An 11,401-nucleotide genomic window follows, 5' to 3' on the forward strand; every position below is an offset into this window, starting at 1 on the left:
CTGTACCAATCAGCCGGCGAACTGCTGGCCCGAAACGGCCAGACGGACGAAGCCGTCGACCTGCTACGTGAAGGCATCACACGCATCCCCCCACAGTCGAGCCTCTCTTCGCTGTACCAGTCGGCCGGCGAACTGCTGGCCCGGAACGGCCGAGTGGACGAAGCCGTCGAGCTGTTGCGTGAGGGCATCGCGCGCATCCCTCCGCATTCCAACCTCTTCTATCTATACCAATTGGCGGGTGATGTGCTGGCCCGAAAGGGCGAGGTTGATGAGGCCGTCAAGTTGCTGCGTGAGGGCATCGCGCGCATCTCTCCGCAGTCGGGCCTCTCTTCGCTGTATCAGTCGGCGGGCGATGTACTGGCTCGGAATGGCCGGGTGGCTGAGGCCGTCGAGCTGCTGCGTAATGGAATTGCCAGCTTTCCGGCACAGGCGGATCAATTTGCCATCTCTCGACAGACAGTGATGATATTGGCCCAGCACGGACAGCCGGAAGAAGCCGAAGATCTTCTTCGCAAATCGGTTTCGGGAACTGCCACATTGGCTGCAGAGCTCAGCTCCTACAAGACTTGGGTGCAGTTCCTGTCCATGACGGGTCGACATTCTGAAGCAGTTGAAAGGTTGATGGAGGGCATCCACATTATTGGCCCGCAGAGAGAAGCTGGAGAGCTGGCGGAGGCGGGAGCCATCACTATCGCGTGCCTTTCTGAAGAGTGTTCCTGGATCAGGTGCCTGCGGCCGCATTTTGAAGAACTCTCATTTGACCGAGCGGTACTCATCATTGACCTTCTCACCGCAGAAGGAACGGGAGATTGGGAGACGGCTCTGGAAATGGCAACGGAGGGTGGCAGGAAGTTTGGAGGCACGGTATTCCGCGATCACGAGATCCTCGCCCTCGCTGCCGTAGGCAGGAACGACTGTGCAGCCAATCGATTGCAAGAACTCGCGCAACCGGTCAATGAAAACGCCGGCAGATGGCTCCAGGGTTACGTATTGGCGCTGGGTGGAGATACCGATGGGTGCTATGAGGTGATGGCACCTTGGGTCGCCAGATGGAGTGATGATGCCACCGATGATCCGCTAAGTTTCTGCATCCGCATCTGGAAAGATGAAATTCATAGGCCCCGGGGCGGGCGCTATCCGCTCAGGTTCCCCTTTTTGCCCGTGCTCGCTGATGACGAGTGGTCGGTCCAGGACTGGTCCTGACCATGCAGCGCTCTCTCCCGCCGTCAGGTGCGGACTTGGCCGTCTGGACGAGCAGCACATCACCTGGGTGTCGCCGTCGCCCTGAGCCGGTCTTCGACCGGCGGTCGTCCCGTCGGCCGCCACGGCCGCGGGAACGCCAGTACGCTCACCGCCCATGGACTGGCTCGACCGCACCGCGAAGCTGAGGCAGTGGGCCAGGAACGGGACGCGTGCTCCGCACAAGCCGCTGCTCCTCCTGTACGCCCTCGGCCGGTTCCAGGAGGACGCCGAGGAGGAGCTTCGGTACAGCGCTGTCGAGGGAGACCTGCAGCGGCTGCTGGCCGAGTACGGTCCGCCGCACAGGACGTCGGCCGCGTACCCGTTCCACCACCTGGTCGGCGACGGCGTGTGGGAGGTGCGTACCGACCGCGGGCCCGGCAGTCCCGGGACCGGGCTGCGGGAGCTGCGGGAGACGGGTGCCGCCGGACGCCTCGCGCCCGGACTGCGGTCGGCGCTGCGCCGCGACCCCGGTCTGCTCGGCCGGATCGCGCGCGTACTGCTCGACCGGCACTTCCCGCCGTCGCTCCACGGCGAGTTGTGCGAGGCCGTCGGTCTGGAGCTGGAGCCCGCGGAGGTCGAGCGGCTGTCGCCGGCCCGGAGGCGGCGCGACCGGCGGATGCGGGAACTGGTGCTGACCGCCTACGAGTACCAGTGCGCCTTCTGCGGCTACGACGGCAGGATCGGCGCGGTTCCGGTCGGTCTGGAGGCCGCGCACGTGCGCTGGTGGGCCTTCGACGGCCCGGACGACGTCGACAACGGACTGTGCCTGTGCTCGCTGCACCACAAACTCTTCGACAAGGGGGCCCTCGGCATCGGCGACGGCCACCGCATCCTGGTCTCCCAGCACTTCGTCGGTCGCGGTCCCGCCGCCCGGGCTCACGTCACCGCGCTCGCCGGACGGCCGGTCATCGGGCCTCAGCCGGGCGCCCGTCCCGTCGCGGAGGGCCACCGCGCCTGGCACGTGCGGCAGGTGTTCCACGGCGCCCCGCGGCCCGCGCCCGCGGCCTGACCGGACAGCCGTGCTCCGGCCGGGGGCCTATCTTGGCGGCCATGCAGGCATACACGATCGGCCAGGCGGCACGACTGCTCGGGGTGAGTCCGGACACCGCGCGGCGGTGGGCGGACGCGGGCCGGGTGGCGACCCATCGCGACGAGAGCGGCAAGCGGCTCATCGACGGGAGGGACCTGGCCGCCTTCTCCGTGGAGCTCGCCAAGGGCGGGACCGGCGAGGAGGACGCCCCGTACACCTCGGTCCGCAACGCGTTCCCCGGCATCGTCACCGCCGTCAAGCTCGGTGACGTGGCGGCCCAGGTGGAGATCCAGGCCGGGCCGCACCGCCTGGTGTCGCTGCTCACGCGGGAGGCCGTGGAGGAGCTGGGGCTGGAGGTCGGCATGGAGGCCACCGCCCGCGTGAAGTCGACGAACGTGCACATCGACCGGGTCTGAGCGGGGGGAAACTGCACCCGCACCCCTTTGCGCGTCAACGCATCTGCCAGGAGAAGAGGGTACGAGGGGCGCTCGTGCGGAGCGATGAAGGCCTTTCGCCTTGCATCTGCGGCAGTATGATCGGTGGGTGCGGGCAGGGCGTACGGCCGTGGCCGCGTCCGTCGGGACCAGAGGGGGAACCGTGATGACCCGTACCGTGCGCCGGACTCGCCGTCGGATGCCGCGGGCGGCCGGCGCGGGCGCTGCCGCGCTGCTGGCCCTGAGCGCCTGCTCGTCCTCCGGCTCGGACTCCGCGAAGCCGGACTCCTCCGCGCCGGCGTCCGCCTCCGGCGAGCCGTCCGGCGGCATCACCGTCTTCGCCGCCGCCTCGCTGAAGGAGAGCTTCACGACGCTGGGCGAGCGGTTCGAGAAGGCCCACCCGGGCACGAAGGTCACCTTCAGCTTCGGCGGCAGCGACGCCCTCGCCGCGAGCATCACCGGCGGCGCCCCGGCCGACGTGTTCGCCTCGGCCAGCCCCAGGACGATGGAGATCGTCACGGACGCCGGGGACGCCTCGGGCGCGCCCGCGACCTTCGTGCGCAACCAGCTGGAGATCGCCACCCTGCCGGGCAACCCGGACAGGATCGCCTCGTTGAAGGACCTCACCGCCCCGGACCTGAAGGTCGTGCTGTGCGACAAGACGGTGCCCTGCGGCGCCGCGGCCCAGAAGGCCCTGGACGCGAGCGAGCTGAAGCTGACCCCGGTCTCCTACGAGGAGGACGTCAAGTCCGCCCTCAACAAGGTGGTGCTGAAGGAGGCCGACGCCGCGGTCGTCTACAGGACGGACGTGAAGGCCGCGGGTGACAAGGTGGAGGGCGTGGACTTCCCCGAATCGGCCGACGCCGTCAACGACTACCCCATCGCCCTGCTCAAGGCCTCGGAGAACGCCGGGACCGCCCGGGCGTTCATCGCGCTGGTGCGGTCCGCCGAGGGCCGGAAGGTCCTGGCCGAGGCCGGGTTCCTCCAGCCGTGACCTCCCCGTCCACGGACAAGGCGGCTGCCGCGGACACCCCGACCGGTGGTCCGCGGCGCCGCCGTGTCCGCGCGGGCCGTCCCGCCGGCCGGCGCGGGGGCGGCCGAGGGGGCGCCCCGCTGCCCCTCCTCGTCCCCGCGCTGACCGGTCTGGCGTTCCTCGTCCTCCCGCTCGTCGCCCTGCTGGTCCGGGCCCCCTGGCGCAGCATGCCCGAGCTGCTGACCAGCCCCGACGTGTGGCAGGCGCTGCGGTTGTCCCTGGTCTGCGCGACGGCGGCGACCGCGGTGAGCCTGGTGCTCGGGGTGCCGCTGGCCTGGCTGCTGGCGCGGGTCGAGTTCCCCGGACGCGGTCTCGTACGGGCCCTCGTCACCCTGCCGCTCGTCCTGCCGCCCGTGGTCGGCGGTGTGGCCCTGCTGATGGCGCTGGGCCGCAACGGCGTCGTCGGGAAGTGGCTGGACGCGTGGTTCGGGGTCACCCTGCCCTTCACCACGGCCGGGGTCGTGATCGCCGAGGCGTTCGTCGCGATGCCGTTCCTCGTGATCAGCGTGGAGGGCACCCTGCGGGCCGCCGACCCGCGGTACGAGGAGGCGGCCATGACGCTCGGCGCCTCCCGCTTCACCGCGTTCCGCCGGGTCACCCTCCCGCTGATCGCCCCCGGCGTCGCGGCGGGCGCCGTGCTGGCCTGGGCCCGGGCGCTCGGCGAGTTCGGCGCGACCATCACCTTCGCCGGCAACTTCCCCGGCCGCACCCAGACCATGCCGCTCGCCGTCTACCTCGCCCTCCAGAACGACCCGGAAGCGGCGATCGCCCTCAGCCTGGTCCTGCTGGCCGTGTCGGTCGCGGTGCTGGCGGGGCTGCGGGACCGCTGGATGACCGCCTCATGACCGGCTCCGCGACGACCACGGCCGGCGCTCCGGCCCCGGCCGGGGAGGGTCTCGACGCCCGGCTCGTCGTCGAGCGCGGCGCGTTCCGCCTCGACGTGGCGCTCACGGCGGCGCCGGGCGACGTGGTCGCCCTCCTCGGCCCCAACGGCGCCGGCAAGACGACCGCGCTGCGCGCCCTCGCCGGTCTCGTCCCGCTCACCGGCGGCCACCTCCGCCTGGACGGCACGGAGCTGGACGGTGTGCCGACCGAGTCCCGCCCGGTCGGGTTCGTCTTCCAGGACTACCTGCTCTTCCCCCACCTCACCGCGCTCGACAACGTGGCGTTCGGGCCCCGCTGCCACGGCGCCGGCAAGGCGCGGGCCCGCGCCGAGGCCGCCGTGTGGCTGGAGCGCATGGGCCTGTCCGAGCACGGCTCCGCGAAGCCGCGCCACCTGTCCGGCGGGCAGGCCCAGCGCGTCGCGCTCGCCCGCGCCCTCGCCACGCGCCCCCGGCTGCTGCTGCTCGACGAGCCGCTCGCCGCCCTCGACGCCCGCACCCGCCTCGACGTACGGGCACAGCTCCGCCGCCACCTGGCCGAGTTCGAGGCGGTCGCCGTACTCGTCACGCACGACCCGCTCGACGCGATGGTCCTGGCCGACCGCCTGGTCGTCGTCGAGGACGGCCGTGTCGTCCAGGAGGGCACGCCGTCCGGCATCGCCCGGCACCCGCGCACCGACTACATCGCCCACCTGGTCGGCCTGAACCTCTACTGCGGGGAGGCCGAAGGACACACGGTCCGCGTCGGCCCCGGCCCCGGCCCCGGCCCCCTGATCACGACCACGGAGGACCTCACGGGACCCGTCTTCGTCGCCTTCCCGCCCAGCGCCGTGACCCTCCACCGCGACCGCCCCACCGGCTCCAGCGCCCGCAACCTCTGGCGCTGCGAGGTCGCCGGCCTGGAGACCCACGGCGACCAGATCCGCGCCGGCCTCACCGGCGACCTGCCCCTCGCCGCCGACCTCACCACGGTCGCCGCCGCCGAACTCGACCTGCGCCCCGGAGCGACGGTGTGGGCGACGGTGAAGGCGGCGCAGACGCACGCGTACCCGGCTTGAGGGAGCCGCCGGCCGTCCGGCCGCCGTTCCCCGGGTGACCGGTCCGGCGCCACCCCGGGCAGGTGCGCACCCCGGGGTGCGGGCGCCGCCCGGGGTGGCGCGTGCGCTCCGGGTCCGGGCGCCGCCCGGGCGGTCGGGTCGCGTCGGGGGGCGGCGGGCGACGGCCGTGACCACGGACGCGCCGCCGTGCGCGATCACCGCGGCCGTCGCGGCCGTCATGGCCGTCGCGGCCGTCGCGGCCGTCATGGCCGTCATGGCCGTCATGGCCATCGCGGCCATCGCGGCCATCGCGGCCGTCATGGCCGTCATGGCCGTCATGGCCGTCATGGCCGTCATGGCCGTCGCCGTCAGGACCAGAGCGCTCCGGGAGACACGCTCTGCTCCGCCCAGATCGTCTTCCCCTTCCCCGCCGGACCCGGGCGGGACCCCCACCGTTCGCTGAGCTGCGCGACCAGGAGGAGGCCGCGGCCCCCCTCGTCGTAGGTGCGGGCGCGGCGCATGTGGGGTGCCGTGCCGCTGCCGTCCGAGACCTCGCAGATCAGGGTCCGGTCGTTGATGAGGCGGAGCTGGATGGGCGGCTCGGCGTGGCGGATGGCGTTGGTGACCAGCTCGCTGACGATCAGCTCGGTGACGAAGGCGGTGTCGGTCAGGCCCCAGGCGTCCAGCTGTTCCCCCACGTTCTTGCGGGTCTCGGCCACGGCGGCGGGGTCGGGGTCCACGTCCCAGGACGCGACCTGGGAGGAGTCGAGGGCCCGGGTGCGGGCGACGAGCACGGCCACGTCGTCGACGGGCCGGTGCGGGAGCACCGCGGCGAGCAGCGAGTCGCACAAGGCGTCGAGGGAGGCCGCCGGGACGGCCAGGGCCCGGCACAGACGGGAGACGCCGTCGTCGATGTCGTCGTCCCGGGACGCGACCAGGCCGTCGGTGTAGAGGGTGAGCAGGCTGCCCTCGGGCAGCTCGGTCTCGACCGCCTCGAAGGGTAGCCCGCCCACGCCCAGCGGGGGCCCGGCCGGCAGGTCGAGCAGTTCGACGGTGCCGTCCGGACCGACCACGGCCGGCAGCGGGTGGCCGGCCCGCGCGCAGGTGCAGCGGCGGGTGACCGGGTCGTAGACGGCGTACAGGCAGGTCGCCCCGACGTCCGCCGACCTGCCGTCCACCGCGCCGTCCCGCGTGTCCTCCGTGCCCTCCGCCTCGGTGGCGAGCCGGCCCACCAGGTCGTCGAGGTGGGTGAGCAGTTCGTCGGGGGGCAGGTCGATGTCGGCGAGGGTGCGCACGGCCGTGCGCAGCCGGCCCATGGCGGCGGAGGCGTGCACGCCGTGGCCGACCACGTCGCCGACGACGAGCGCCACCCTGGCGCCGGACAGCGGGATCACGTCGAACCAGTCCCCGCCCACCCCGGCCCGGGAGCCGGCCGGGAGGTAGCGGGAGGCGACCTCCACCGCGGACTGCTCGGGCATCCGCTGCGGCAGCAGGCTGCGCTGGAGGGTGACCGCCGTGCTGCGCTCGCGGGTGTAGCGGCGGGCGTTGTCGATGCAGACCGCGGCGCGGGCCGCCAGCTCCTCGGCCAGGACGAGGTCGTCCTCGTGGAAGGGGTCGGGGTGCCGGTGACGGACGAAGACGACGACGCCCAGGGTGGTGCCGCGGGCCGACAGCGGCACCGTCATCACCGAGTGGACACCGAAGTCGCGGACGCGGGCGGCCCGCAGCGGGTCCCGGGCGGTCCAGTCGGCGATCTCCGGGTCGGTCCTCCGGTAGCGGCGGGCCCGCGCCGAGCGGACGCTCTCGGCCGGCGGGGAGCCCTCCGGGTACTCGCCGGTCTCACCGGGTGCCACGGCCACCTCGGGGAGCCCCGGCAGCACCGACCGGTGGGCGACCCGCCGCACCACCAGCGGGCCGGCCGTCTCCCCCTGGTGCGCCTCGGGGCCTTCCTCGAGGAACGACGTCAGCACGTCGACGCTGACGAAGTCGGCGAACGCCGGAACCGACACGTCCGCCAGTTCCTCGGCCGTCCGCGTCACGTCGAGGGTGCTGCCGATGCGGCCGCCGGCCTCGGCGATCAGCTGGAGACGCCGGCGGGCCGCGTGCTGCTCGGTGGTGTCGTGGGCGGAGATGCAGACCCCGCGGGGGCGGCCGTCCCCGTCCCGCAGGGGCGACGTGAAGACCGCCCAGGCGTGCGCGCGGTTCTCCCCGGCCGTGCGCAGGAAGTTCTCCCGGTACTGCGTCTCGCCGGTCTCCAGCGCCCGCAGCATGTCCTGCTCGGCCAGCTCGCCCGCCTCGCCCTCCAGCAGCTCGGGCACGCGCAGTCCGCGCATCTCGGCCTCGGTGAGCGCCAGGTACCGTTCCATGCCCTCGTTGGCCCGGCACAGGCGCAGCCGCAGGTCGTACAGGGCCATGGCGCAGCACGGGGACTGGGTGAAGCCCCAGGCCACCAGGTCGTCGGCGGGGGCCTGGCCGGGTTCCCGCCCGGTCAGCGGCGAGAGCACCAGCCAGCCGCCGCCCCGCTCCGCGGTCCTGTGGTGGGCCAGCGTCCGGACCTCGACGCGGTGGCCGTCCCGGTGCCTCAGGACGAGCGTGCCGTGCCACCGGGGCAGCCCGGCGAGCGGCGGACGGTCGTCCGGCACCGCCGGCTCCTCGGCCAGCAGGGCCGCCGCCGGCCGGCCGACGACCTGCGCGGGGGCGTAGCCGAGCAGCCGTTCGGCACCGTCGTTCCAGCCGGTCACGGTGCCTCGTTCGTCGACGGTGGCACGCGCGGTGAGCGCCTCGTCGACGACGCCGGGTCCGCCGCCCATCTCACCACTTCCTCATCGCCGCGGAAGGTGCGTACTTCGCATTCCTCCCTTACCTGGTTTCCCCGATATGCGCGACGAATGGGTGCGGGAACCCGTCTTCCGGGCCGTTTCCCCTCGGGCCGGTCTCCTCACCCGCTCCGCCGCGCGCCCTGCGGCCACACCACCTCCACCGGCACCCCCGCCGCCCGCGCGTCCTGGACGGCGTCCGCCGTGCCGCCGCCCCGGCCGCTCGGAGGTTCGCCGTTCCACACGGCGACCAGGCGGTCGGCGCGCTCGACGAGGACGGCGTTGGCGGCCTCGTAGGCCCGGCGGTCGGCTCTGTCGCGGGGCAGGACGAGGACCTCGGCGGCGGACCCGACGAGGTGGTCGAACTGGGGGGCGCGGGCGGGCCCGACCTTGGTGCGGCGGTAGTCGCGGGAGGGGATGACGGCGACCAGGCGGCCACCCGCGGCCAGGACGGCCTCGGCGAAGAGGGAGTCGGCGCCCGCGGCGAGGCAGGAGACGCCGACCAGGGCGCCGTCGCCGTCGCGGGCGTACCGGCCGAGCAGGGCGTCGAGGGCGGCGCGGATCAGCGGGACGCTGTCCTCGGTGAGGTCGGTGTGTCCGGTCACCGCGATCGTCGTCATGGGGCTCGCCTCTCTCGTCTCTCCGGCCCCGCAGGGTGGTCCCGTCATGATGACGCGAACTGACGTACGTCCCGTTGGAACAGCGGTATCACCGTCGTCGCCGTGAGGGCCGCGAGGCCCACCCACAGCACCGGGCCGTTGCCGAAGGCGCTCGCGGCGACGGGGGCGAGGGCGAGACCGGCCGGCTGGAGCCCGTACGTGCCGAGCGTGTCGATCGCGAAGACCCGGCCCAGCATCCCGGCGGGGATCGCGCGCTGCAGGGCGCTCGCCCAGGCCACGTTGAACACCGCGTAGCCGAAACCGGTGGCGATCACGGACGCGCCGAGCGGCACCAGCGGGGCGCCGGCCAGCAGGCACACCAGCTGGCCGGCGAGCAGGCCCAGGGCGAGGACGGCGACCGTGCCGGGGCTGCGCGGGCTCCAGGCGGCGATGGCCATGCCGCCCGCGACGGACCCCAGCGCCTGGAGCGCGACGAGCGGACCGTACGCGGTGAACTGGCCCCGCTCCTGGAGGATGACCGGCAGCAGGACCGCCACCGGGGCCATCACCAGCAGGAGCTGCAGGGTGCCCTGCACGATGATCGTCAGCACCCAGCGGCGTTCCCGTACGGCGGCGAAGCCCTCGCGGGCCTGGCGCAGCAGCGTGGCGCCCGCGGCGCGCGCCGGCCGGGCGCCGCCGGCCCCGACCAGGGTGACGGCGCTCGCGGCGAAGGTCCCCGCGTCCGCCCAGAACGCCGTGTCCGCCGTCCCGGCCGCCAGCAGCAGACCGCCCAGCGAGGGGCCCAGCACCTGCCCGGTCCGTACGGTGATCGAACGCAGGGCGTTCGCCTTGGGCAGGTCCTCCTCCGGGACGAGTTCGGGGATCAGCGCGCCGAAGGCGGGGGTGAAGACCCCGGCGGCGAACCCGGTCACCGTCGCCAGCAGCAGGGCGACGGGGAGCGGGCCCCGGGCCGCGCCGAGCGCGAAGCAGACCGCGGTGGCCAGGCGGACCAGGTCGGCCGCCGCCATCACGCCCGCCCGGCGGAACCGGTCGGCCAGCACCCCGCCGACCAGCGCGGCCGCGACCAGCGCGAGGCTCTGCGCGCCGAGGACCAGGCCCAGGTCGGTCGTCGAGTGGTGGGCCAGGACCGCGCCGGGCAGGGCGACCAGGGTGACGCCGTCGCCGACGGCGCTCGCGGCCTGCCCGCACCACACCCGCCGGAACCGGGCGTGCCGCAGCACGAGCGCGAACGACAGCGCCTTCACCGCGCCCCCGCCCGCGCCCGGAACCCCGCCTTCACGCCGTCCCCGCCCGGGATCCCGCCCTCGCGCCGCCCCCTCCCGCGCCCGGGGTCCCGCCCTCGCCGGGACCCCGCCCCCTGCTCGACACAGCGCCCTCGTCGAAATCCCGCCCTCACCCGAAAACACCGCCCTCCCGGAATTCCGCCCTCACCCGAAAACACCGCCCTCGTCGGAATCCCGCCCTCACCCGAAAACACCGTCCTCCGGAATCCCTCCCTCACCCGGGAGAACCGCCCTCCCGGAATCCGCGCTTCACCGGAAGCTCACCTTCACCGGAAGCTCATCTTCCCGTTGACCTGCGAAAATCGGCCGCCACCGGTCTCGAAACGCCCTGGTGATCCGCTTTGCGTCACGGGCACGATGATCCCGTTCCCGGAGCACGAGAGCACGGGGGCACGCACGAGAGCACAAGAGCACGCACGAGAGCACGAGGAGCACCACAGCCGTCCGGAAGACCCCGACCACGAAAGAGGGTTCACCGATGTCCCTGCGCACGCGCATCCGCGCCGTCGGCGGTACCGCCGCGCTCACCGGCGCCGCACTCGCCTCCGTGGGCCTCGCCCTGGCCGGCGCCGCCCCGGCCGCGGCGAGCGGCACCGGTACGACCGCCGTCGCCGCCACCGTGCCCTGGTCCGCCTCCCACGGCACCGCCACCGCGGCCGGCGACCGCTGGGTCGCGAACCGGAAGCTGGTCCTCGACGGCACCCTCGGCAACACCGGCAGCGACTGCTACTCGGTCTGGACGCGGTACGTCCACGACTGGGTCGTGCTCGCCTGGACCAAGCAGGCCGAGATCTGCGGCGCCGGCTCCGTCGACTTCACCTCCACCCACGACTACACGTACACCGTCACCGGCACCCTCAAGGTCTGCCGGGGCACCACGGACACGACCGACTGCGGCACGGGTGTGGGCATCACGTACTGGCCCATCGGGTGAGCGCCCGCCGGGCGGCCCGCCGCACCGCCCGGCCCGCACGCCGTCCCGGCCGTTCCGGCCGTCCGCGCACCGTCGGCACCACCGCACGCGC

General features: G+C 73.5%; 10 protein-coding genes. 7 read left to right on the forward strand and 3 right to left on the reverse strand.

Annotation, left to right across the window (positions count from 1 at the left end):
- From ACH4F6_RS23925 to ACH4F6_RS23950, 6 genes are all read left to right on the forward strand, one after another.
- Window positions 1-1,203, forward strand: a 1,203-nt coding sequence (locus ACH4F6_RS23925) for a tetratricopeptide repeat protein (RefSeq protein ID WP_397962335.1), incomplete at its 5' end; no start/stop codon positions are given.
- Window positions 1,204-1,357: 154 nt separating this feature from the next.
- Window positions 1,358-2,251 (forward strand): phosphorothioated DNA-binding restriction endonuclease, encoded by an 894-nt coding sequence (locus ACH4F6_RS23930; RefSeq protein WP_397962336.1) that lies wholly within the window; start codon window positions 1,358-1,360, stop codon window positions 2,249-2,251.
- Between the two features lie 41 nt (window positions 2,252-2,292).
- Window positions 2,293-2,688 (forward strand): molybdopterin-binding protein, encoded by a 396-nt coding sequence (locus ACH4F6_RS23935; protein ID WP_397962337.1) that lies wholly within the window; start codon window positions 2,293-2,295, stop codon window positions 2,686-2,688.
- A 184-nt stretch (window positions 2,689-2,872) separates the two neighbouring features.
- Window positions 2,873-3,700, forward strand: coding sequence for a molybdate ABC transporter substrate-binding protein (gene modA / locus ACH4F6_RS23940; protein ID WP_397962338.1), 828 nt, complete (start codon window positions 2,873-2,875; stop codon window positions 3,698-3,700).
- The gene (modB, locus tag ACH4F6_RS23945; protein ID WP_397962339.1) at window positions 3,697-4,584 is read left to right on the forward strand and encodes a molybdate ABC transporter permease subunit; all 888 of its coding nucleotides are present in this window, start codon (window positions 3,697-3,699) and stop codon (window positions 4,582-4,584) included. The genes modA and modB overlap by 4 nt, the downstream gene beginning before the upstream one ends.
- Window positions 4,581-5,678 (forward strand): ABC transporter ATP-binding protein, encoded by a 1,098-nt coding sequence (locus ACH4F6_RS23950; RefSeq protein WP_397962340.1) that lies wholly within the window; start codon window positions 4,581-4,583, stop codon window positions 5,676-5,678. The genes modB and ACH4F6_RS23950 overlap by 4 nt, the downstream gene beginning before the upstream one ends.
- 347 nt (window positions 5,679-6,025) lie before the next feature.
- On the opposite strand, the gene ACH4F6_RS23955 is transcribed toward ACH4F6_RS23950, so the two are convergent.
- The 3 genes from ACH4F6_RS23955 to ACH4F6_RS23965 all read right to left on the reverse strand — a co-directional run bounded on the left by ACH4F6_RS23955 (window position 6,026) and on the right by ACH4F6_RS23965 (window position 10,337).
- On the reverse strand, window positions 6,026-8,467 hold the full coding sequence (locus ACH4F6_RS23955; RefSeq protein WP_397962341.1) for a SpoIIE family protein phosphatase: 2,442 nt from the start codon (window positions 8,465-8,467) through the stop codon (window positions 6,026-6,028).
- A gap of 128 nt (window positions 8,468-8,595) precedes the next feature.
- Window positions 8,596-9,093, reverse strand: a complete 498-nt coding sequence (locus ACH4F6_RS23960) for a hypothetical protein (RefSeq protein WP_397962343.1) — start codon at window positions 9,091-9,093, stop codon at window positions 8,596-8,598.
- A gap of 44 nt (window positions 9,094-9,137) precedes the next feature.
- Window positions 9,138-10,337 (reverse strand): MFS transporter, encoded by a 1,200-nt coding sequence (locus ACH4F6_RS23965; protein ID WP_397962344.1) that lies wholly within the window; start codon window positions 10,335-10,337, stop codon window positions 9,138-9,140.
- A gap of 517 nt (window positions 10,338-10,854) precedes the next feature.
- Between ACH4F6_RS23965 and ACH4F6_RS23970 the strand changes: the two genes are divergently transcribed.
- Entirely contained in the window at window positions 10,855-11,310 is a 456-nt protein-coding gene (locus ACH4F6_RS23970) for a hypothetical protein (protein ID WP_397962345.1), read from the forward strand.
- Window positions 11,311-11,401: the final 91 nt, after the last annotated feature.

Source organism: Streptomyces sp. NPDC017936, from assembly GCF_044328485.1.
Lineage (GTDB): Bacteria > Actinomycetota > Actinomycetes > Streptomycetales > Streptomycetaceae > Streptomyces.

What these genes read in the sequence shown, in the direction of transcription:
- ACH4F6_RS23955 (WP_397962341.1), bottom strand. Translation starts at nt 8,467, where the DNA reads ATGGGCGGCGGACCCGGCGTCGTCGACGAGGCGCTCACCGCGCGTGCC.
- ACH4F6_RS23950 (WP_397962340.1), top strand. Translation starts at nt 4,581, where the DNA reads ATGACCGGCTCCGCGACGACCACGGCCGGCGCTCCGGCCCCGGCCGGG.
- ACH4F6_RS23935 (WP_397962337.1), top strand. Translation starts at nt 2,293, where the DNA reads ATGCAGGCATACACGATCGGCCAGGCGGCACGACTGCTCGGGGTGAGT.
- ACH4F6_RS23960 (WP_397962343.1), bottom strand. Translation starts at nt 9,093, where the DNA reads ATGACGACGATCGCGGTGACCGGACACACCGACCTCACCGAGGACAGC.
- ACH4F6_RS23930 (WP_397962336.1), top strand. Translation starts at nt 1,358, where the DNA reads ATGGACTGGCTCGACCGCACCGCGAAGCTGAGGCAGTGGGCCAGGAAC.
- ACH4F6_RS23970 (WP_397962345.1), top strand. Translation starts at nt 10,855, where the DNA reads ATGTCCCTGCGCACGCGCATCCGCGCCGTCGGCGGTACCGCCGCGCTC.
- modA (WP_397962338.1), top strand. Translation starts at nt 2,873, where the DNA reads ATGACCCGTACCGTGCGCCGGACTCGCCGTCGGATGCCGCGGGCGGCC.